The 21429-nt window shown below is 70.3% G+C and carries 18 protein-coding genes and 2 tRNA genes; 15 read left to right on the top strand and 5 right to left on the bottom strand.

From position 1 onward, the window contains the following. The first annotated feature begins 72 nt into the window (after positions 1–72). Complete coding sequence (locus tag EES43_RS09060; protein WP_124268253.1) at positions 73–894, top strand: Fpg/Nei family DNA glycosylase; 822 nt, start codon at positions 73–75, stop codon at positions 892–894. 25 nt (positions 895–919) lie between these two features. On the opposite strand, the gene EES43_RS09055 is transcribed toward EES43_RS09060, so the two are convergent. After that, positions 920–2155, bottom strand: coding sequence for a GNAT family N-acetyltransferase (locus EES43_RS09055; RefSeq protein ID WP_124268252.1), 1236 nt, complete (start codon positions 2153–2155; stop codon positions 920–922). A gap of 106 nt (positions 2156–2261) precedes the next feature. On the opposite strand from EES43_RS09055, the gene EES43_RS09050 reads away from it, so the two are divergent. Next, positions 2262–3407, top strand: coding sequence for a PP2C family protein-serine/threonine phosphatase (locus EES43_RS09050; RefSeq protein ID WP_124268251.1), 1146 nt, complete (start codon positions 2262–2264; stop codon positions 3405–3407). A 90-nt stretch (positions 3408–3497) separates the two neighbouring features. Here EES43_RS09050 and EES43_RS09045 read toward each other — a convergent pair whose 3' ends face one another. Beyond that, positions 3498–4682: a cation:proton antiporter gene (locus tag EES43_RS09045; RefSeq protein ID WP_124268250.1), complete on the bottom strand. Its 1185-nt coding sequence runs from the start codon at positions 4680–4682 to the stop codon at positions 3498–3500. 284 nt (positions 4683–4966) lie between these two features. On the opposite strand from EES43_RS09045, the gene EES43_RS09040 reads away from it, so the two are divergent. Further along, positions 4967–5464 carry an HD domain-containing protein gene (locus tag EES43_RS09040; protein ID WP_124268249.1) on the top strand — a complete coding sequence of 166 codons (498 nt, stop codon included), beginning with the start codon at positions 4967–4969 and terminating at the stop codon, positions 5462–5464. Positions 5465–5539: 75 nt separating this feature from the next. Here the strand turns inward: EES43_RS09040 and EES43_RS09035 are convergent, their stop codons facing one another. Beyond that, on the bottom strand, positions 5540–6703 hold the full coding sequence (locus EES43_RS09035; RefSeq protein ID WP_124268248.1) for an acyltransferase family protein: 1164 nt from the start codon (positions 6701–6703) through the stop codon (positions 5540–5542). A gap of 438 nt (positions 6704–7141) precedes the next feature. Between EES43_RS09035 and EES43_RS09030 the strand changes: the two genes are divergently transcribed. Beyond that, the gene (locus tag EES43_RS09030) at positions 7142–7336 is read left to right on the top strand and encodes a hypothetical protein (RefSeq protein ID WP_026241379.1); all 195 of its coding nucleotides are present in this window, start codon (positions 7142–7144) and stop codon (positions 7334–7336) included. A gap of 154 nt (positions 7337–7490) precedes the next feature. Here EES43_RS09030 and EES43_RS09025 read toward each other — a convergent pair. Then, positions 7491–7564, bottom strand: a tRNA-Gly gene (locus EES43_RS09025). Between the two features lie 162 nt (positions 7565–7726). Here EES43_RS09025 and EES43_RS09020 point away from each other — a divergent pair. The 5 genes from EES43_RS09020 (at position 7727) to clpX (ending at position 12473) form a co-directional block, all read left to right on the top strand. Further along, a tRNA-Pro gene (locus tag EES43_RS09020) sits at positions 7727–7803 on the top strand. 150 nt (positions 7804–7953) lie between these two features. Further along, a complete protein-coding gene (gene tig, locus EES43_RS09015) occupies positions 7954–9372 on the top strand; it encodes a trigger factor (protein WP_124268247.1) in 1419 nt (472 codons plus the stop codon). Positions 9373–9649: 277 nt separating this feature from the next. Continuing rightward, a complete protein-coding gene (locus tag EES43_RS09005; protein WP_164493330.1) occupies positions 9650–10255 on the top strand; it encodes an ATP-dependent Clp protease proteolytic subunit in 606 nt (201 codons plus the stop codon). A 79-nt stretch (positions 10256–10334) separates the two neighbouring features. After that, a complete protein-coding gene (locus tag EES43_RS09000) occupies positions 10335–11018 on the top strand; it encodes an ATP-dependent Clp protease proteolytic subunit (protein WP_124268245.1) in 684 nt (227 codons plus the stop codon). A gap of 156 nt (positions 11019–11174) precedes the next feature. Then, positions 11175–12473 (top strand): ATP-dependent Clp protease ATP-binding subunit ClpX, encoded by a 1299-nt coding sequence (gene clpX / locus EES43_RS08995; protein WP_003969179.1) that lies wholly within the window; start codon positions 11175–11177, stop codon positions 12471–12473. Between the two features lie 108 nt (positions 12474–12581). Here clpX and EES43_RS08990 read toward each other — a convergent pair whose 3' ends face one another. Continuing rightward, on the bottom strand, positions 12582–13610 hold the full coding sequence (locus EES43_RS08990) for a hypothetical protein (RefSeq protein WP_124268244.1): 1029 nt from the start codon (positions 13608–13610) through the stop codon (positions 12582–12584). A 137-nt stretch (positions 13611–13747) separates the two neighbouring features. Between EES43_RS08990 and EES43_RS08985 the strand changes: the two genes are divergently transcribed. The 6 genes from EES43_RS08985 (at position 13748) to mreC (ending at position 21428) form a co-directional block, all read left to right on the top strand. Beyond that, positions 13748–16369, top strand: a complete 2622-nt coding sequence (locus EES43_RS08985) for a valine--tRNA ligase (RefSeq protein WP_124268243.1) — start codon at positions 13748–13750, stop codon at positions 16367–16369. A gap of 136 nt (positions 16370–16505) precedes the next feature. After that, positions 16506–18026 (top strand): bifunctional tetrahydrofolate synthase/dihydrofolate synthase, encoded by a 1521-nt coding sequence (locus tag EES43_RS08980; RefSeq protein WP_124268242.1) that lies wholly within the window; start codon positions 16506–16508, stop codon positions 18024–18026. A 3-nt stretch (positions 18027–18029) separates the two neighbouring features. Beyond that, the gene (locus tag EES43_RS08975; RefSeq protein WP_124268241.1) at positions 18030–18383 is read left to right on the top strand and encodes a DUF4233 domain-containing protein; all 354 of its coding nucleotides are present in this window, start codon (positions 18030–18032) and stop codon (positions 18381–18383) included. Positions 18384–18506: 123 nt separating this feature from the next. After that, a complete protein-coding gene (gene ndk / locus EES43_RS08970) occupies positions 18507–18920 on the top strand; it encodes a nucleoside-diphosphate kinase (protein ID WP_032753273.1) in 414 nt (137 codons plus the stop codon). Between the two features lie 287 nt (positions 18921–19207). Further along, positions 19208–20227 carry a rod shape-determining protein gene (locus tag EES43_RS08965; RefSeq protein ID WP_124268240.1) on the top strand — a complete coding sequence of 340 codons (1020 nt, stop codon included), beginning with the start codon at positions 19208–19210 and terminating at the stop codon, positions 20225–20227. Positions 20228–20390: 163 nt separating this feature from the next. Further along, entirely contained in the window at positions 20391–21428 is a 1038-nt protein-coding gene (gene mreC / locus EES43_RS08960) for a rod shape-determining protein MreC (protein WP_124268239.1), read from the top strand. Position 21429 lies beyond the last annotated feature (1 nt).

The raw sequence follows: 21429 nt of genomic DNA, 5'->3' as shown, positions 1-21429 counted from the left end.
CCGTGCCGTGGCCCGTACCCGCAACCCGTACCGCGCCGACCCATCCGACCGCACCGCCGCAGGGAGCCCTTCGTGCCCGAGGGACACACGATCCACCGCCTGGCCGCCGACCACGCCGAACGGTTCGCGGGCTCCCCGGTCCGGGTGAGCAGCCCGCAGGGCAAGTTCTCCGACAGCGCCGCCCTGCTGGACGGCCTCACGCTCACCGGCGTCGACGCCCACGGCAAGCACCTGTTCCTCGGCTTCGGCGACGCCGGCTGGGTCCACATCCACCTCGGCCTGTTCGGCAAGCTGGGCTTCGGCACGGCCCCGCCCCCGCCGCCCACCGACACGGTCCGCCTCCGCCTGGCCAACGCCGGCCACCACGCCGACCTGCGCGGCCCCACCACCTGCGCCCTGATCACCGAGCCCGAGAAGACCGCGATACACCAGCGCCTGGGGCCGGACCCGCTGCGCGGCGACGAGGACGGGGAGCGCGCCCGGCTGCGGATCGCCCGCAGCCGCACCACGGTCGCCGCGCTCCTGATGGACCAGAAGGTCATCGCCGGCGTCGGCAACGTCTACCGCGCGGAAGTCCTCTTCCGCCACGGCATCGACCCCTACCGCGCGGGCCGGGACCTCACCCGCGCCGAGTGGGACGCGATCTGGGCGGACCTGGTGGAGCTGATGCGCGAGGGCGTACGGAACAACCGCATCGACACCGTCCGCCCCGAACACCTCCCCGAGGCCATGGGCCGCCCGCCCCGCGTCGACGACCACGGCGGCGAGGTCTACGTCTACCGGCGGGCCGACCTGCCCTGCCACCTCTGCGGCACGCCGATCCGCACGGCCGGCCTGGCCGCCCGCAACCTCTTCTGGTGCCCGGCCTGCCAGAACCGCTGGGACGCGCCCTGACGGCCGGCCCGTAGTCACCGGTGGATCAGAACCCGTGCGGCAGCCACGGCTCGGCGCCCCAGGAGAACGCCGTCGAGACCTCCTCCACCGCCCCCGCCCGCAGCTCCCGCACCCGGCCCGCCGCCGCGAGCGGGGCGAGCGATCCACCGCCCAGATAGACCGCCGCCAACTCCCGCGCCGACAACGCCAGATCCGGCTCACGCTCCGGCGCGGGTACGCACCGCGCCCCGCCGCCCGCGCCCGCCACCAGCCGCCAGCGCCCCGCGTTCCAGGGGCAGAAGGCGTCCTCGACCTCCAGCACCGCGTCCACCGGAACCCGGTAGGACCGCGCCTGAAGCGCCGCCGGCAGATCCACCAGCCGTACGTACAGGTCGTCCTGCACCCGCGGCCGGCACCGCCGCACGTCCGAGACCAGGTGCAGCAGCGGATCGTCCACGGGCCGGGTCCCGCACTCCAGGACCGACGTCAGGTCGAGCCCGAACAGGAACCGCCACAACGACGCGTACGCCGCCGGGTCCAGCGCGCCCAGATCCCGCACCGTGACCGTCCCCTTCGGCCCGGCCGAGTCCCACTCCGGGGTGATCCGGAACGTGGCGTACCCCACCGTCTCGCCGTCGCGCTCGGCCAGCACGCACTGCAAGGGCGAAGCGCCCGCCCGGTCCTGCTCGGCGTCGAGCACCGCCCGGCGCTCCCAGCCCGGCTGTCGCACCGGCGTCCCCGGCCGCCCCGCTGCCAGCCGACCGTAGATCTCCTCGCAGGCGGGCAGCGCCGCCACCGGATCCGCGTACCGCACGCGCACCGCGTCGACGCCCGCGGGCAGGGCGAGGGCGACGCGCGCGGTGTCGACCGCCAACCGCAGCAGGCGGGTCGCCGCCCCGTAACCGAACCGCCCGTAGATGGCCGGTTCCGACGCCGTCAGCACCGCGAGCGGTTCGCCCCAGGCGCGTACGTCGTCCAGCTGGCGGCGCATCATGGACGTCAGCACCCCGCGCCGCCGGTGCGTGCCGGCCACGCCGACCGCCGTCACTCCCGCCGCCGGCACGGCCGCGCCGCCCGGCACCGTCACCCGGAAGCCGAACGCCCCCGTCGTGCCGACACACTCCGAGCCGTCCCACGCGCCGATGAACCGGTCGTACTCCGTGAGCTCCTGCCAGAGTTCGCGCGCCTCCGGCGAGCTCCGCACGCCCCCGAACGCCCGCTCGACACAGGAGAACCAGACGTCCCATTCAGCAGGTCGCAGCACACGCAGTTCCACAGTCATGGCCCCTCCCTATCAGGGCCGCGAAGAACGGACGACCGTATTTTCGCGGCCCCGGTCATCGGGGTCCCCCTGCACCGGAGGCGTCCGGGTGGATAGGGTCCCGGCAATGGCCCGTCGCGGAGGAGCAGACGACTTCTGGGCCCGGTGGCGAAGATCGACGCACCGGGCGCGCATCGCGCTGCGCAAATCCGGGGTCGACTACTTCCGTGGCGACGGCTCCGACTGGATCGCCCTGGCCGGGCTGCTGCTGACGATTCCGGCCATCACCTGCGCCACCATCCTCAGCCCCGTCTGGTTCGCCCCGACCGCCCTCGTCCTGCCCATCGTCGCGGGCGGCCTCCTGCTGCGCCCCTCCAGCCTGCTGGGCCTGTACGCGACGGCGGCGGCCGCGCTGATCGTGGAGGCGCTCACGCTCGGCCCGTACGCCGACGGCCCGGCCCGGGTCACTCCCGGCACCGTGCTCGTGGTCGCCGCCTGCGGCTTCTTCGGCCTGGTCCTGGCCCAGTTCCGGGCCCGGGTCGGCGTGCCGTGGCGGCGCGGCGGGACGATGCTCTTCGACCTGCGCGAACGCATCCGGGTCCAGAGCGCCCTGCCGCGGCTGCCGCAGGGCTGGCACCGCGAGATGGCCCTGCGCCCGGCCGGCGGCCAGTCCTTCTCCGGGGACTTCGTCGTCGCGGCCCGCACCAACGGCGGCCGGACTCTGGAGGTCGTCCTGACCGACGTCTCCGGCAAGGGCATGGACGCGGGCTCCCGGGCCCTGCTGCTGTCCGGCGCCTTCGGCGGCCTGCTCGGCTCGCTGCCCCCGCACGGATTCCTCTCGGCGGCCAACGGCTACCTGCTGCGGCAGGACTGGGACGAGGGCTTCGCGACCTCGATCCACCTGGTGCTGGACCTGGACTCCGGCGACTACGAGATCTTCTCCGCCGGTCATCCGCCCGCGCTCCAACTGCACGCCGGAAACGGCGGTTGGGAGGAGAAGACCGGGGACGGCCCGCTGCTCGGGGTGTACGACGGCGCGCAGTTCCACCCGGTGAAGGGCTCGCTCGCCCCGGGCGACGTCCTCATGCTGTTCACGGACGGCCTGGTGGAGGCGTCCGACCGGGACATCTCCGAGGGCATCGACCGGCTGACGGGTGAGGCCGACCGCTATGTCACCGCCGGTTTCGAGGGCGCGGCCTGGCATCTGATCGAGGCGTGCGCCAAGGACGTCAACGACGACCGGGCGCTGCTGCTGCTCTCGCGCCGCCCCTGACACCCCGGGCCGGTCCCGGCGGGCACGGACGGGCGCGGGACGCCCGTCACCCCGAGATCGGGGGACCGGGCGCCTCGGCGTATCCCCGTCTCAGACCGGTACCGGCAGGTGCTCCCGGTGCTGGTCGTCGTCCTTCCCGCGGCCCCGGGGCAGGACGCGCGCCAGCCAGTGCGATCGTCCGGCCGCCAGCGGGGCGAGGACCGCCAGCAGCAGCACGTATCCGGCGATGAACGGGGAGAGTCGCTCGTCCAGTCCGGCGGCTGCCGCCATGGTCGCCAGGATGAGCGCGAACTCGCCGCGGGCCAGCAGGGTGGTGGAGATGTTCGCCGTGGCCTGCGGCCCGAAGGCGTACACCTTCGCGGCGGCGAGTCCGGCGAGCACGTTCATGGCGAGGGTCAGCGCGACGGCCGCCAGGACCGGCCAGAGCACGCTCGGCAGGTCGCCCGGGTCGATGGAGAGGCCGAAGGCGAAGAAGAAGATCGCGCCGAACGCGTCCCGCAGCGGGTGGACCAGCTTGAGGATGCGCTCGCCCGAGGAGGTGCTGCCGAGCATCAGGCCCACCATGAAGGCGCCGATCGCGTCGGCCACGCCGAACCATTCGGAGACCCCGGCGACGAAGACCGCCGCACCGAGGAAGGAGATCACCAGGAGTTCGTCGTCCTTGGTGTTCATCAGCTTGCCGATGATCTTCGTGCCGAACCGGGCCGCCAGGGCGAGCAGCAGCAGGAAGCCGAACGCCTTGCCGCCGTCGGCCAGCGCCGCCGAGAGGCTGTCCGCACCGGACAGGATCGGCTGGAGGGCCGCCAGGTACAGGGCCAGGAAGATGTCCTCGACGACGATGATGCCGAGGATGGGCCGGGTCTCCGTGTTCCCGATGCGTCCCAGGTCCACCAGGATCTTCGTGACGATCGCGGACGAGGAGATGCCGAGGACGCCGGCCAGGACCAGCGCCTCCGAGGTGCCCCAGCCCAGCGCGAAGCCGAAGGCGAGTCCGGCGCCGACGTTCAGGACGAGGTACGCCCCGCCGGCGACGGCCATCTTCCGGCCGCCGGTCCTGAGGTCGTCCATGTGGAACTCGAGTCCCAGATAGAAGAGCAGGAGGACGAGTCCCAGCGCGGAGAGCATCTCCAGGTCGTGCGGGTTCTTGAGGAGGACGTATCCGGGGGTGTGGGGGCCGAGGAGGATCCCGGCCAGGATGAACAGCGGGATGGTCGGCAGCCCGATGCGGCCACCGAGGCGGGCGAGGACGGCGGCGGCCAGGAAGGCGCCGCCCATGGCGAGGAGGGTGTCTGCGTGTCCGATGAGCCTGGTCCTTCGGGTAGGTCAAGAGGGCGTCAAGGAAGCGTCAAGAATCCATCAGTAATTAGTTTACCGAACGATTGACGCTGCAACTATGGCGCGGCCCGATGGTCGCTTCTGCCGGCTCTGCCGGCTCTGCCGGCTCTGCCGGCTCTGTCGGATGGAGGGAGGGGGCGTGCGCCGGGCCGATCGACGGCCGGAGGGCGGGTGTTCGCGACTCCGAGGGCCCCGCGCACCGGAGCGGTCGTAGAGTCGGGTGCATGTCCCTGTCTCCCCGCCGCCTGAGCCTGGCCGAGGTCGAGGCCATCGCCCGCGAGGCCCATGCCGACCAGACCGACAAGGCGGGCCGCCCGTACGCCGAACACCTGGCGGCGGTGGCCGAAGGTGTACGGGTGCGCGGCGGCAGCGAGGAGCAGATCGCGGCGGCCTGGCTGCACGACGCCGTCGAGGACGACGCGCTCTCGGCGCGCTGGCTGGCGGCAGCCGCGCTTCCGCAGCAGGTCAAGGACATGGTGCTGGCCGTGAGCAAGCAGCCGGGCGAGGAGCCGGCCGCCTACGCCGAGCGGATTCTCGCCACCCCGGGTGCACTGCTCGTCAAAGAGGCCGATCTGGCCCATAACGCGGATCCGGCCCGCCTCGCGGTCCTGGACGCGGCCGTCCGTACCCGGCTGACGGCGAAATATGCGCAGGTGCGGGGGCTGTTGGGGCTGACCGAGGCCGAATCGCCCTCCGACCGAAAGGATTCGGCCAACCCGTGAACGCGCTGAGCCGCCCGCGCTGAACGGCGCGGGCGGCTCGGTGAGGGGCTGGACGGTGGAAGGCCGGGCGCGGGCTCAGCGACGCGCGGAGTCGCGCCGGAAGGCCCACTTCATGTCCGGCTCGGTGGCGAACTTCAGGGCGCGGGCCACCGGCGGCGAGCACAGGAGCGTCACCGCGACCGCCGCCACGACCGAGACGAGGACCAGCCCCAGCGGGCCGGAGAGCCACGCGTACGCGTCGAACAGGCCCGCGTATCCGGCGCCCTTGATCAGGAATCCGTGCAGCAGGTAGCCGCAGATCGTGCCCGCGCCGAGCACCGTGAACCACATGTTCCGGCGGGGCACCCAGGCCAGGAAGCCGATGGTCAGCACCAGGGCGCAGCCGAACAGCGCGAGCGTCATCACCGCGCCCGACCACCACGGGGCGTCCATCTCCTGCGCGCTGTTGGACCGGAAGAACCAGCCGAGCTCCATGCGCGGCGCGATCCAGTACGCGAACGCGAGCGCGCCCGCGAACAGCGGCAGGGACAGCAGCCGCACCTCGCGCCGCCGGATCAGCTGGAAGTGCTCCGGCTTCATCAGCAGCCCGAGGACGAAGAACGGCAGGAACTGGAACACGCGCTGGAGATCGAGGTCGTCACCGATGTCGGGGGAGACCGAGGCGAGCATGGCGACGGCGAGGGCCACCGGCAGCGGATGGCGCAGCGTGCGCCAGATCGGCGTGGTGACGCGCCAGACGAACAGGGCGATCAGGAACCAGGTCAGGAACAGCGGGTCGACGAGGCTGATCGGCTCGCCGGGGGAGTCGTTCCCGTACCGCTTGAAGAGCGAGTACGCGGTCTCGAACAGCACATAGGGCACGGCGACGCCGGTGACCAGGCGCTTCACCTTGGCCGGAGTCATGTCGAACGAGCGGGAGAAATAGCCGGATATGAGAATGAAGGCCGGCATGTGGAAGGTGTACACGACCATGTACAGCGCGCGGGCGGTGCGGCTGCCGTCCATCACCGGCTCCCAGGCGTGGGCCACCGCCACCAGGACGATGGCCAGATACTTCACGTTGTCGAAGTAGGGGTCGCGCTGCTTCGCCGGGGGAGCCGGAGCGGCGGCCGTGGAAGCGCCTTTCTCCGCGGCGGGGCGCGTGGCGGGGGCGGTCCCCGTCTGCTCGCGTCTGGGCTCCGACTCCCGCGTCGCCGGGGGGAGCGGAGCCCTCTTCAATACGCTCGGAGCTTGGAACATCTAAGGCACCTTAGACCCGTCGATTGCGTCGCGTAAAACCATGAGTAGTTATCGCGTCTTCCCCCGTATTCGCAGGTGAAACCGCCGAACACCGCCCGCTATGACACACTTGATCCCCCTTAAACAGGGCATATCGGCGACCAGTTGAAGGAAGTGAATTACCTCGCACTCGACAGCCCGGGTGGCGTGTGGATGAAGTGTGGGGATATAGGAACGATCATTGAGGTGGAAATTCGGCCGCCCGTAATTCACAGCCGGCGCACAGGTCGTCCCCGGCGCGGCTCACGGGCTGTGCAGGATGGCGGGATCCGGCCAGTGGGATCCGTCACCCGGCAGCAATCAGGGGGGAGTTGGTGGCACGATGGAGCGCGACGGGGCGCGCTCAGGGTGCACGCTTCCGGGCCGGCAAGGCGGGACCGACCGAGGGTGTGATCAGACGTGGCTATTTCACTGTCTATGGTGCTGCTGTTCGCGGTCATCCTGGTGGTGCTGATCCGCGGGGGCTCCATCAAGCCCGGACCGGCGCTCGTCGCCGTGCTGTTCGGGTTCTTCCTGGCATCGACCGGCATGGCCCCGTCGATCAACAGGTTCATGAACTCGATAGCCGACACGATCAACCAGATCAGCTTCTGACGGCCGGCCCCGCCCCACGCGCGAGCCCCGTCCCGTACGCGAGCCCCGAGCCGGCGGCACGTCGGACCGGGGCTCCGGGGCGTGCCGGTGCGCACTCCCGCAACGCGCGAGGGCCGGGCCGGAGGATCATCCTCCGGCCCGGCCCTCTGCCACGTGGAGCGGGCGACGGGAATCGAACCCGCGTAGCTAGTTTGGAAGACTAGGGCTCTACCATTGAGCTACGCCCGCGAGCACCGCACCGCAGGTCCGGTGGACCGCGGCACGAAAAGCATCGTAGCGGGTCCGCGGCGCTGTCCGCACACCCGTCGCGCCCGGAGCGCCGCGCCGGACTCCGCGCGGCGATGCGGCGGACGCGCGGCTGCCGTGCATGTACCCTACGTGTCGCACCGACGGGGTGTGGCGCAGCTTGGTAGCGCGTCCGCTTTGGGAGCGGAAGGTCGTCGGTTCGAATCCGGCCACCCCGACCACCGGCAAGATCGCGTTGTGGGAGTCCTCCCCCTTGCCGTTACTATGCAAAATGCGTGCCCGTGTGTCTGATGTACCGGGCTCGGTCCGCGAAGCCGCCACTCGGCGGCCCAGCAGAACCCCAAGAAGTCAGCCACCAAGGAGACCGAACCGTGAAGAGCGCCGTGGAGACCCTGAACCCGACCCGGGTTCGGCTCAGCATCGAGGTGCCCTTCGAGGAGCTCAAGGACAGCCTCGACGCGGCGTACAAGAAGATCAACCAGCAGGTCACGGTGAAGGGCTTCCGCAAGGGCAAGATCCCCGCCCGGGTCATCGACCAGCGGTTCGGCCGCGGCGCGGTGCTGGAGGAGGCCGTCAACGACGCCCTCCCGAAGTTCTACACCGAGGCGGTCAACGAGGGTGAGCTGAACGTCCTCGGCCAGCCCGAGGTCGACATCACCGAGCTCAAGGACGGCGAGCTGCTGGCCTTCACCGCCGAGGTGGACGTGCGCCCCGAGATCGAGATCCCGGACTACTCCGGCATCGAGGTCACCGTGGACGCCCTCGAGGTCACCGACGAAGAGGTCGCCAAGGCCGTGGAGCAGCTCCGCGAGCGCTTCGCCTCCACCAACCCGGTCGAGCGGGCCGCCGCCGAGGGCGACGTCGTCACGATCGACCTGGAGGCCAAGGTCGACGGCGAGGTCCTGGAGGACGGCGTGGCCGCCGGTGTCTCGTACACCATCGGTTCCGGCGAACTCCTCGACGGCATCGACGAGGCCGTGACCGGCCTGGAGGCCGGTGGCGAGGCCACCTTCGCCTCCGAGCTGAAGGGCGGCTCCGCCGAGGGCAAGGAGGCGGAGGTCACCGTCAAGGTCACCGCCGTCGCCGCCCGCGAACTGCCCGAGCTGGACGACGACTTCGCCCAGATGGCGAGCGAGTTCGACACGCTGGAGGAGCTGCGGGCCGACAGCCGCAAGCGGCTGGAGACCACCAAGCAGTACGACCAGGCCACCCAGGCCCAGGAGCGGGTCCTGGAGGAGCTGCTGAAGCTCGCCGAGGTGCCGATCCCGGAGAAGCTGCTCGCGGACGAGGTCCAGACCCGCAAGCACAACCTGGAGCACCACCAGCTCGGCCAGATGGGTCTCGACCTGGAGAAGTACCTGGAGATCCAGGGCAAGTCCCTGGAGGAGTTCGAGAACGAGACCTCCGAGCAGGCCGTCAAGGGCATCAAGACCCAGTTCATCCTGGACGAGCTGGTCAACAAGGAGAAGCTGAACGTCAACCAGGAGGAGCTCACCGAGCACCTCATGCGGCGCGCGGCCTCCTCCGGCATGAGCCCGGACCAGTTCGCCCAGGCCGTCGTCGAGGGCGGCCAGGTGCCGATGCTCGTCGGCGAGGTCGCCCGCGGCAAGGCGCTCGCCCTGGTCGTCGAGGCCGCCAAGGTCGTCGACACCAACGGTGAGGTCGTCGACCTGGAGGACGACGAGGACGAGGCCGCCGAGTCCGTCGAGGCCGCCGCCGAGGACAAGGCCGCCGAGGACAAGGCCGAAGAGAAGGCCGAGGACAAGGCCGAGGAGAAGACCGAGGGCTGAGCCCCGACCCGATCCCCACGACGGGCCCCGGACGCAGCGCGCGTCCGGGGCCCGTCGCGCGTCCGCCGTCGCACCGCTGTGCGGGCCCCGGAACCCTTGTGCCCACTGCGGACCTTGCGCTCCCAGCGAACAGTTGCGGAAGCGGGATGGCGTTGTCCCACCTGCGCGTTAGGGTCCATGAAGAGGAAGGGTGGGGGATTCCCTCACCCACCCGGTACGAAGACGCTGAGACGGCCGGAGCCGTCAGAGACGAGCAGGTGGATACGTGACGAATCTGATGCCCTACGCCGCCGGAGAGCCGTCCCTCGGTGGAGGCCTCGGTGACCAGGTCTACAGCCGACTGCTCGGCGAGCGCATCATCTTCCTCGGTCAGCAGGTCGACGATGACATCGCCAACAAGATCACCGCACAGCTCCTCCTCCTTGCCGCCGACCCGGACAAGGACATCTACCTCTACATCAACAGCCCCGGTGGCTCGGTGACGGCGGGCATGGCGGTCTACGACACCATGCAGTACATCCCGAACGACGTGGTGACCATCGGCATGGGCATGGCGGCCTCCATGGGCCAGTTCCTGCTCACCGGCGGCACCGCCGGCAAGCGCTTCGCGCTCCCGAACACCGACATCCTGATGCACCAGGGCTCGGCCGGCATCGGCGGCACGGCCTCGGACATCAAGATCCAGGCCCAGTACCTGCTCCGCACCAAGACGCGGATGGCGGAGATCACCGCCCACCACTCCGGCCAGTCCGTCGAGACGATCATCCGCGACGGCGACCGCGACCGGTGGTACACCGCGGAGGAGGCCAAGGACTACGGCCTCATCGACGAGATCATCACGTTCGCGTCGGGCATCCCGGGCGGCGGCGGCACCGGTGCCTGATCCGGTTCCCACCGGACCGGCGGCACCTCCCGCACCCCTCTCGTACGCCGAGATCCCCAGCCCACAGCACGCCACCAGGATGGTGAACACCCACATGAACAACTTCCCCGGCGCCTCCGCGAGCGGCCTCTACACCGGCCCGCAGGTGGACAACCGCTACGTCGTCCCGCGCTTCGTGGAGCGCACCTCGCAGGGTGTGCGTGAGTACGACCCGTACGCGAAGCTCTTCGAGGAGCGCGTGATCTTCCTCGGCGTCCAGATCGACGACGCCTCGGCCAACGACGTCATGGCGCAGCTGCTGTGCCTGGAGTCGATGGACCCGGACCGCGACATCTCGATCTACATCAACAGCCCCGGCGGCTCGTTCACCGCGCTCACCGCGATCTACGACACGATGCAGTTCGTGAAGCCGGACATCCAGACGGTCTGCATGGGCCAGGCCGCCTCCGCCGCCGCCGTCCTGCTCGCCGCGGGCACGCCCGGCAAGCGCATGGCGCTGCCGCACGCCCGGGTGCTCATCCACCAGCCGTCCTCGCAGACGGGCCGCGAGCAGCTCTCCGACCTGGAGATCGCGGCCAACGAGATCCTCCGCATGCGCACGCAGCTGGAGGAGATGCTGGCCCGTCACTCGACGACCCCGCTGGAGAAGATCAGCGAGGACATCGAGCGCGACAAGATTCTCACGGCCGAGGACGCTCTCGCGTACGGCCTGGTCGACCAGATCGTTTCCACCCGCAAGACCACCGCGGGCGCATCGCTCTGACGTCGGTCTTTCCCCTTGGCACATTCCGTTCGCACGGTCTCAGCCGTGTGAACCGTGCCAAGGGGGGCCCGAACGGGGGCCCAGGCAAGGTACCGTCGGATAGAGGCACCAGGAGCCGCTGAACCAGGCGTCTCCCAGGCGAAGGGGAAGCACCTCGTGGCACGCATCGGTGATGGCGGCGATCTGCTCAAGTGCTCGTTCTGCGGCAAGAGCCAGAAGCAGGTGAAGAAGCTCATCGCGGGACCCGGTGTGTACATCTGCGACGAGTGCATCGATCTCTGCAACGAGATCATCGAGGAGGAGCTCGCGGAGACCTCCGAGGTCCGCTGGGAAGAGCTTCCCAAGCCGCGCGAGATCTACGAGTTCCTGGAGGGGTACGTCGTCGGGCAGGAGCCCGCGAAGAAGGCCCTCTCGGTCGCTGTGTACAACCACTACAAGCGGGTCCAGGCCGGGGAGAACGGCGGCGGCGCCGGTCGCGAGGACGCGATCGAGCTGGCCAAGTCCAACATCCTGCTGCTGGGCCCCACGGGCTCCGGCAAGACGCTCCTCGCGCAGACGCTGGCCCGCATGCTCAACGTTCCGTTCGCCATCGCCGACGCGACGGCGCTGACGGAGGCCGGCTATGTCGGCGAGGACGTCGAGAACATCCTGCTGAAGCTGATCCAGGCGGCGGACTACGACGTCAAGAAGGCCGAGACCGGGATCATCTACATCGACGAGATCGACAAGGTCGCCCGCAAGAGCGAGAACCCCTCGATCACGCGCGACGTCTCCGGCGAGGGCGTCCAGCAGGCCCTGCTGAAGATCCTGGAGGGCACCACCGCCTCGGTGCCGCCGCAGGGCGGACGCAAGCACCCGCACCAGGAGTTCATCCAGATCGACACGACGAACGTCCTGTTCATCGTGGGCGGCGCGTTCTCCGGACTGGAGAAGATCATCGAGTCCCGGGCCGGCGCCAAGGGCATCGGCTTCGGCGCCACGATCCGCTCCAAGCTGGAGATCCAGGCGAGCGACCAGTTCCAGGAGGTCATGCCGGAGGACCTGGTGAAGTTCGGGATGATCCCCGAGTTCATCGGCCGCCTCCCCGTGCTGACCTCCGTGCACAACCTGGACCGCGAGGCCCTGCTCCAGATCCTCATCGAGCCGCGCAACGCGCTGGTCAAGCAGTACCAGCGGCTGTTCGAACTCGACGGTGTGGAGCTGGACTTCGAGCGCGAGGCGCTGGAGGCCATCGCGGACCAGGCGATCCTGCGGCAGACCGGCGCGCGCGGCCTGCGGGCCATCATGGAGGAAGTCCTCCAGTCCGTGATGTACGAGGTCCCCTCCCGCAAGGACGTGGCCCGCGTGGTCATCACGCCCGACGTCGTCCGCAACAACGTCAACCCGACGCTGGTCCCGCGCGAGCCGCGCACGATCGGGAAGAACGACGGCGGCCGGCACGAGAAGTCCGCCTGAGCACGGTCCCGCGATCCGTCAGCGGCACGCGGCAGCGACAACGCCGAAGGGGCGTCCACCGGTTGACCGGTGGACGCCCCTTCGGCGTCGGATGACCGGGCCGCCGGGTCAGAGCTTGGTGCGGGAGGTGCTGTAGAGCTTGGCGGCGAGCGCGGCGACGTCCGCCTGCGGCATGCCCTTGCCGTTGAGCGCGCTGCCGACGTCGACGGCGACGACGATCCCGACGGTGCTGTAGTCGGCCCAGATGCAGACCGGCGTGATCACTTCCCTCGGGCCGTTCGCCGGGGTGCCGTCCGCCTTGTCGTTGACCGTCCTCAGGTCCTGGCACCTCATCAGGGCGCCGTCCAGTCCGGCCGGTTCGACGTCCTTGGGGCTGCCGACGAGCGAGACCTTGCTGCCGCCGGCGCCCTCGCCCATCTTCTTCTCGGCGTCGCTGAAGGAGTTGTCGATGACCTCGGCCGGATCTGCGACCTCGCCCCAGTAGCCCTGGAGCATGAGCATCTTCTGCGCGAGGGGGTTGTCCTGCGAGCCGCTCTTGTACTGGGCGCCGGCCTGCCGGGGGTTCGTGACGCCCGCCGCCTCCGCCTCGGCCTTCTCCGTCCCGGTCAGCGGGCCCGGTGCGATGGATCCGGCGGACTCCTTCCTGTAGTCGTCCACCGAGGCCGCCGGCGTCAGCTGGTAGCCCCTGGTGGAGTCGGCCACATCGCTGTCGCCCGCGCTCCCCGACGTCAGGAGGTACGTCCCGCCCGCGAGGACCGCCAGCGCCGCCACGGCGACGCCGATGATCAGCCCGGTCCTCTTCTTCGGCTGCGGGGCCGGCGGGTACGGAGGCTGCTGTCCGTACCCGGCGGGACCGCCGTACGGCGGGTTCGGCGGCTGCTGCCCGTAGGGGCCCGGCTGCTGGGCCGGCGGGTAGCCGTAGCCGGGTCCGCCCTGGGGCGGGGAGCCGTACGGACCGGGCTGCTGCTGTGGCACGCCCTGCGGAGGCTGCTGCGGGTAGCCGTAGCCGGGCTGCCCCTGCGGCGGGCCCTGCGGCTGCGGCGGCGGGGCGCCGTAGGGGCCCGGCTGCTGTCCGTACGGTCCGGGCTGCCCCTGCGGCGGCAGCCCGCCGTACGGGCCCGGCTGGTTGTGGCTCATGGAAACGTCCCCCTCAAGAATGCCTACGCGTCGCGAACATCCTGGCGGAAGCCGTGCCGGGGCGGGGGCCGGACCGCACACCGTTACCGAACCAATCCGTTTCGGCGCAGGACCGCGACGGCCCTAAACTGTGCTGCGTGACCGAGAAGACTCAAGCGCCGAGCGCCAGCAACCCCGAACTGCCGACCCAGTACGCGCCGGCCGACGTAGAGGGGAAGTTGTACGAGCGCTGGGTGGAGCGCGGGTACTTCGAGGCCGACGAGCACAGCGACAAGCCGCCCTACAGCATCGTCATCCCGCCGCCGAACGTCACCGGCTCGCTTCACCTGGGCCACGCCTTCGAGCACACGCTGATCGACGCCCTGGTCCGCCGCAAGCGGATGCAGGGCTTCGAGGCGCTGTACCAGCCGGGCATGGACCACGCCGGCATCGCCACCCAGAACGTCGTCGAGCGTGAGCTCGGCAAGGAGGGCAAGTCCCGCCACGACCTCGGGCGGGAGGCGTTCGTCGAGCGCGTCTGGCAGTGGAAGAACGAGTCCGGCGGCCAGATCTCCGGCCAGATGCGCCGCCTCGGCGAGGGCGTCGCCTGGTCCCGTGAGCGGTTCACCATGGACGAGGGCCTGTCCAGGGCCGTCCAGACCGTCTTCAAGCAGATGTACGACGACGGCCTGATCTACCGCGCCGAGCGGATCATCAACTGGTGCCCCCGCTGTCTCACCGCGATCTCCGACATCGAGGTCGAGTACCAGGAGGACGACGGCGAGCTGGTCTCGATGACGTACGGGGAAGGGGACGAGACCATCGTCGTCGCCACCACCCGCGCCGAGACGATGCTCGGCGACACCGCCGTCGCCGTCCACCCCGACGACGAGCGCTACCGGCACCTGGTCGGCAAGCAGATCAGGCTGCCGCTCACCGACCGGACCGTCCCCGTCGTCGCCGACCGCCACGTCGACCCGGAGTTCGGCACCGGCGCGGTCAAGGTGACCCCCGCGCACGACCCGAACGACTTCGAGATCGGCAAGCGCCACGACCTGCCGTTCCTCACGGTCATGGACGAGCGCGCGGTCATCACCGTCCCCGGCCCGTTCGAGGGCCTGGACCGGCTGGAGGCCCGCTCCGCCATCGTCGCCGCCCTGCGCGAGGACGGCCGGATCGTCGCCGAGAAGCGGCCCTACGTCCACTCCGTCGGGCACTGCTCCCGCTGCAAGACCACCATCGAGCCGCGCCTCTCGCTCCAGTGGTGGGTCAAGGTCGCCCCGCTCGCCAAGGCCGCGGGCGACGCGGTCCGCGACGGCAGCGTCAAGATCCACCCGCAGGAGATGGAGAAGCGCTACTTCGACTGGGTCGACAACCTCCACGACTGGACGATCTCGCGCCAGCTCTGGTGGGGCCACCGCATCCCCGTCTGGTACGGCCCGAACGGCGAGGTCGTCTGCGTCGGACCGGACGACGACGCGCCCACCGGCGAGGGCTGGACGCAGGACAGCGACGTCCTGGACACGTGGTTCTCCTCCGGCCTGTGGCCGTTCTCCACCCTCGGCTGGCCCGAACAGACCGACAGCCTCGCGAAGTTCTACCCGAACTCCGTCCTGGTCACCGGCTACGACATCCTCTTCTTCTGGGTCGCCCGGATGATGATGTTCGGCCTGTACGTCAACGACGGCGTCCCGCCGTTCGGAACCATCGTCCTGCACGGCATGGTCCGCGACGAGCACGGCAAGAAGATGTCGAAGTCCTTCGGCAACGTGGTCAACCCGCTGGACTGGATGGACAAGTACGGCTCCGACGCCCTGCGCTTCACCCTGGCCCGCGGCGCGAACCCGGGCACCGACGTCCCGATCGGCGAGGACTGGGTCCAGGGCTCGGCGAAGTTCTCCAACAAGATCTGGAACGCCACCCGCTTCGCCCTGATGAACGGCGCGACGATCGAGGGCGGGCTGCCGCCGGTCGAGGAGATGTCGGTCACCGACCGCTGGATCCTCTCCCGCCTGAACAAGACGGTCGCCGACGTCGACGCCTACTACGACGACTTCCAGTTCGCGAAGATCAGCGAGTCTCTGCGGCACTTCGCCTGGGACGAGGTCTTCGACTGGTACGTCGAGCTGTCCAAGACCACGTTCTTCGCGGGCGGCCGTCCGGCCGAGGTCTCGGGCCGGGTCCTCGGCGAGGTCCTGGACGTGATGCTGCGGCTGCTGCACCCGATCGTCCCGTTCGTCACGGAGGCGCTGTGGACCGCGCTCACCGGGCGCGAGTCCGTCGTCATCGCCGAGTGGCCCGCCGACTCGGGCTTCCGCGACGACGCGGCCGAGAAGGAGATCGAGCTGGTCCAGCAGGTCGTCACCGAGGTCCGCCGCTTCCGCAACGACCAGGGCCTCCAGCCCGGCCAGAAGGTCCCGGCCGAGCTGACCCTGACCGGCACGGCGCTCGCCCCGCACGAGGCGGCCATGCGCCAGCTCGCGCGGCTCCAGCCCGCCGGGGAGGGCTTCCAGGCCACGGCGTCGCTGCCGGTCGCCGGGGCCACGGTCGCCCTCGACCTGTCCGGCACGATCGACGTCCCGGCCGAGCGCAAGCGCCTCACGAAGGACCTGGAGGCGGCGCGGAAGGAGAAGGCGCAGGCCACCGGGAAGCTCGGCAACGAGGCGTTCCTCGCCAAGGCCCCGGACAACGTGGTCGACAAGATCCGCGGCCGGCTCGCCAAGGCCGAGGCGGACATCGAGCGGATCGGCGCGCAGCTCGCGGCCTTGCCGCAGGGCTGACCGCCCCGCCCCGAAGCCCCCGCACCCCCGGTCCACCGGGAGCGCGGGGGCTTCGCCGTCCCCGGCCGCGGCGCGTTCCTCCCGTACGCCACCGGGTGCCGCGCGCGGCGGACCCGCCCATCCGTAGACTGGCCGGGTGAGTGAGCCCCGCCCTTCAGACCGGCACGACGAGTCCGAGCCCGACGACGCCTTCGAGGCGATCGTCGGCGAAGAGACCCAGCGCGACCCCGACCTGGCGGTGATCGAGGCCGGGAGCCGCACGCTGCGCACCCACTCGGGACCGGCCCAGGACGCGGCAGCCGCCCGACCGACCGACCCCGAGACCGAGCGGGCGCTGCGCGCGGTGGAGCAGGAGCTCTCCGGACGCTGGGGCGAGACGAAGCTCGACCCCTCGGTGACGCGCATCGCCGCCCTGATGGACGTACTGGGCGAGCCGCAGCGCGCCTACCCCTCGATCCACATCACCGGGACGAACGGCAAGACGTCCACGGCCCGCATGATCGAGGCCCTGCTGAACGGGTTCGACCTGCGCACCGGCCGCTACACCTCCCCGCACGTCCAGTCGATCACCGAGCGGATCAGCCTGGACGGCCTCCCGATCGATCCCGCGCGGTTCGTCGAGACGTACGAGGACGTCAAGCCGTACATCGAGATGGTCGACGCCCAGCAGCCCTACCGGCTGTCGTTCTTCGAGGTCCTCACCGGCATGGCGTACGCGGCCTTCGTCGACGCGCCCGTCGACGCGGCGGTCGTCGAGGTCGGCATGGGCGGCACCTGGGACGCCACCAACGTCATCGACGCCACCGTCGCCGTCATCACCCCGATCTCCCTCGACCACACCGACCGGCTCGGCTCCACGCCCGGCGAGATCGCCGGTGAGAAGGCCGGGGTCATCAAGCCGGGCGCCACGGTCGTCCTGGCGCAGCAGCCCGTGGACGCCGCGCAGGTGATGCTGAAGAAGGCCGTCGAGGCGGACGCCACCGTGGCCCGCGAGGGCATGGAGTTCGGCGTCGTCTCGCGGGAGATCGCGGTCGGCGGGCAACTGCTGACCCTGCGGGGCCTGGGCGGCGAGTACACCGACGTCTTCCTGCCGCTGTACGGGGCCCACCAGGCGCACAACGCGGCGGTCGCGCTCGCCGCCGTCGAGGCGTTCTTCGGCATCGGCGCGGAGCAGGCCCGGTCGCTGGACGTGGACGCCATCCGCAAGGCGTTCGCCGCGGTCATCTCGCCCGGCCGGCTGGAGGTCGTGCGCTCCAGCCCGACCGTCGTCCTGGACGCCGCGCACAACCCGGCGGGCGCGCGCGCCGCCGCGGAGGGCGTCTCCGAGGCGTTCAGCTTCTCCCGGCTGATCGGCGTGGTCGGCACGAGCGCCGACAAGGACGTGCGCGGGCTCCTCGAAGCCTTCGAGCCGATCTTCGCCGAGGTCGTCGTCACGCAGAACTCCACCGAGCGGGCGATGGACGCGGACGAGCTGGCCGCCATCGCCGTCGAGGTCTTCGGCGACGACCGCGTCCAGGTCGAGCCGCGTCTCGACGACGCGCTGGAGGCGGCGATCACGCTGGCCGAGGAGGACGACGAGTACGCGGGCGCCGGAGTGCTGGTGACCGGATCCGTGATCACGGTCGGCGAGGCCCGGCTGCTTCTGGGAAGGGGCTGACCCGTGCGGACGCTCTGCGCTGCGACGCTGATCGGCGAGTTCTTCGTGATCGGTTTCGCCGGTCTCGTCGCGATGAAGCTGGACGACCTCTCGATGGCCGCCGTCTGGACGGTGTGCGGCGTCGGCATGGCGCTGTCCGTCCTGCTCTGCGGGATGATCACCCGTCCGGGCGGCATACAGCTCGGCTGGGCGCTCCAGATCGCGCTGGTGCTCAGCGGATTCGTAGTGCCGATGATGTTCGTCCTCGGCCTCGCCTTCGGCGGGCTGTGGTGGGCCTCGGTGCACTACGGCCGCAGGATCGACGAGGTGAAGGCCCGGTGGGCCGCCGAGCAGGAGGCCGGCGAGGCCGCGGCCTGAGCCGAGGCCCGGCGGCCGGGAGCCGAAGGTGACGCTGGGTGAACCCCGGGCGTCGGCCGGTCCCCGTACCCCTGTAACCTCGCCCTCACCGCACTCGTATGCCTGGCCTGCAAGGAGCCGTACATGACTCAGCGCACCCTCGTCCTGCTCAAGCCCGACGCTGTCCGCCGCGGCCTGATCGGCGAGATCGTCGGCCGCATCGAGCGCAAGGCCGGATGGCGGATCACGGCGCTGGAGCTGCGCACCCTGGACCAGGACACGCTGGAGCAGCACTACGGCGAGCACAAGGGCCGCCCGTTCTACGAGCCGCTGGTGGAGTTCATGGCGTCGGGCCCCGTCGTCGCCCTGGTGGCCGAAGGCGAGCGGGTGATCGAGGGCGTGCGCGCGCTGGCCGGACCCACCGACCCGATCGCCGCCGCGCCCGGATCCATCCGCGGCGACTTCGGCACGATCACCCGGGAGAACCTCATCCACGCCTCGGACTCGCAGGAGTCCGCAGAGCGAGAACTGAAGCTTTTCTTTCCGGGACTTTCCTGAACCGATCGGCCAAACAGCGCTGTATGCCTGGGGCGACCGAAGTAATTCGGTCGCCCTTCGGCATAGGGTTCCATCTCGCGGGAACGCATCCTCCCGACGTAACGTCACCATGGGTGGGACGGCCTGCCGTTCCGCTCGCATGGCGAAGGACCCTCGCGCTGTGTCCGTGCATACGGCACTACGATGGAAGCTTCCACGCCCGCAGCGCCAACCTCGCCTACCAGAACAAGCCATCACCGCTTCTTCGGAAGGCCCGACGCATCCTCATGGGGAACAAGGGGAACTCAATGTCGTTCATCGGCCGTGACATGGCTATCGACCTCGGGACTGCCAACACGCTGGTGTACGTCAGGGGGCGCGGCATCGTTCTGAACGAGCCGTCCGTCGTGGCCATCAACACCAACACCGGCGGAATTCTGGCGGTCGGCTCCGAGGCCAAGAAAATGATCGGGCGCACGCCGGGCAACATCGTCGCCGTGCGGCCTCTCAAGGACGGCGTCATCGCCGACTTCGAGATCACGGAGCGCATGCTCCGCTACTTCATCCTCAAGATCCACAAGCGCCGCTACCTCGCCCGTCCGCGCGTCGTCGTCTGCGTTCCCTCCGGTATCACCGGAGTCGAGCGCCGCGCCGTCATCGAGGCGTCCACGCAGGCCGGCGCCCGTCAGGTGCACATCATCGAGGAGCCCATGGCCGCGGCCATCGGCTCCGGCCTGCCGGTCCACGAGGCCACCGGGAACATGGTCGTCGACATCGGTGGCGGCACCACCGAGGTCGCCGTGATCTCGCTCGGCGGAATCGTCACTGCCCAGTCGATCCGGGTCGCCGGCGACGAGCTGGACAACGCGATCATCCAGCACATCAAGAAGGAGTACTCGCTGCTCCTCGGTGAGCGGACCGCCGAACAGATCAAGATCACCATCGGTTCCGCGTACGACATGGACAAGGACGAGCACACCGAGATCCGAGGCCGCGACCTGGTCTCGGGGCTGCCCAAGACGGTCGTCATCTCGGCCGCCGAGGTCCGCAAGGCCATCGAGGAGCCGGTCAACGCGATCGTCGACGCCGTGAAGACGACGCTCGACAAGTGCCCGCCCGAGCTCTCCGGTGACGTCATGGACCGCGGCATCGTCCTCACCGGCGGCGGCGCGCTGCTGCGCGGACTGGACGAGCGGCTGCGCCGCGAGACGGGTATGCCGATCCACATCGCCGAGGACCCGCTGGACTCGGTGGCCCTCGGATCGGGCAAGTGCGTCGAGGAGTTCGAAGCGCTCCAGCAGGTGCTGGACGCCCAGCCCCGACGGTAGGACTCCACGATCCGGCGCGCGGACGCTGCCGCTCCGCACGCCGGATCGTTGATATAGATCGTTGACACAGATCGTCGCGGTACCCGTACGGCGCGCAGTCCGCGGCGTGCGGGCGCCGACCACAGGCACGAACATTCCGACGAGGAAGGCACGGCCGCCGCACGTGAGGGACACACGAGAGAGCCGGCTGCTCCTGGTGCTGCTGATCGCCATCGCATTCGCCCTGATCACGGTGGACATCCGCGGTGGCGAGGAGTCGCCCGTGGACGGAGCACGGCAGGCCGCCGCCGCCGTACTCGGACCGGTCGAGAACGGCGTTGCGGCAGCGGTCGACCCGGTGGGCAACGCCGTAGGGGCCGTCCGGGACTCCGGCGACCGGCACGACCGGATCGCCGCCCTGGAGCTGGAGAACGCCGCGCTGAAGTCGAAGCTCGGCAGCGACGACCGCACCAGCAGCCGCGTCCGCCAGCTCGACGCCATCATGAAGAACGCGGGCGCCGGACGGTACGGCATCAAGGGCGCCGAGGTCATCGCCATAGGAGCGGCCCAGGGCTTCTCCTGGACGATCACCATCGACGCCGGGGCGAACGACGGCATCCGCCGCGACATGACCGTACTCAACGGGGAAGGGCTGGTCGGCCGGGTCACCACCGTCGGCCCCGACACCGCGACGGTCCTGCTCGCCAACGACCCCGACTTCACCGTCGGCACCCGGATGGAGAAGACCGACGAGCTCGGCTTCGCCACCGGGCAGGGCGCGCGCCCGCTGTCGGTGCAGTTCCTCAACGGCAAGGCCCAGGTGAAGGCCGGCGACCGGCTGGTCACCTTCGGCTCCAGCAAGGACAAGCCCTTCGTGCCCGGCGTGCCGGTCGGCGAGGTCGTGCGGGTCGACCCCTCGGGCGGCGCGCTGACCCGGACGGTCTACGTGAAGCCGTACGTCGGGTTCACCAAGCTCGACATCGTCGGCGTCGTCGTCCAGGCCCCGCGCGAGGACCCGCGCGACATGGTCCTGCCCAAGCAGCCCGCCAAGCCCGCTAAGCCCAAGCCGACGCCCACCGTCACCGTGACCGTCCAGCCCAACGGCGACCTCGTCGACGCCGCCGGCAAGGTCGTCGGCAACGTCAACGAGAAGCCGGGCGCGGGCGGCGACGCCCGGGGCGACGACCAGCAACCCGACAACGCGGTCAACGACCAGGAGTAGA

Origin of the sequence: Streptomyces sp. ADI96-02, from assembly GCF_003846185.1 — a bacterium.
Classification (GTDB): Bacteria; Actinomycetota; Actinomycetes; order Streptomycetales; family Streptomycetaceae; genus Streptomyces.
The sequence above is the reverse complement of the archived record's forward strand: the minus strand, read 5'-3'. Positions and strand labels throughout refer to the sequence as shown.

Excerpts from the sequence above, each read along its gene's own strand:
- EES43_RS09055 (WP_124268252.1), bottom strand. The coding sequence starts at position 2,155 with ATGACTGTGGAACTGCGTGTGCTGCGACCTGCTGAATGGGACGTCTGG.
- EES43_RS09050 (WP_124268251.1), top strand. The coding sequence starts at position 2,262 with ATGGCCCGTCGCGGAGGAGCAGACGACTTCTGGGCCCGGTGGCGAAGA.
- EES43_RS09045 (WP_124268250.1), bottom strand. The coding sequence starts at position 4,682 with ATGGGCGGCGCCTTCCTGGCCGCCGCCGTCCTCGCCCGCCTCGGTGGC.
- EES43_RS09040 (WP_124268249.1), top strand. The coding sequence starts at position 4,967 with ATGTCCCTGTCTCCCCGCCGCCTGAGCCTGGCCGAGGTCGAGGCCATC.
- EES43_RS09035 (WP_124268248.1), bottom strand. The coding sequence starts at position 6,703 with ATGTTCCAAGCTCCGAGCGTATTGAAGAGGGCTCCGCTCCCCCCGGCG.
- EES43_RS09005 (WP_164493330.1), top strand. The coding sequence starts at position 9,650 with ATGCCCTACGCCGCCGGAGAGCCGTCCCTCGGTGGAGGCCTCGGTGAC.
- EES43_RS09000 (WP_124268245.1), top strand. The coding sequence starts at position 10,335 with ATGGTGAACACCCACATGAACAACTTCCCCGGCGCCTCCGCGAGCGGC.
- EES43_RS08990 (WP_124268244.1), bottom strand. The coding sequence starts at position 13,610 with ATGAGCCACAACCAGCCGGGCCCGTACGGCGGGCTGCCGCCGCAGGGG.
- ndk (WP_032753273.1), top strand. The coding sequence starts at position 18,507 with ATGACTCAGCGCACCCTCGTCCTGCTCAAGCCCGACGCTGTCCGCCGC.
- EES43_RS08965 (WP_124268240.1), top strand. The coding sequence starts at position 19,208 with ATGTCGTTCATCGGCCGTGACATGGCTATCGACCTCGGGACTGCCAAC.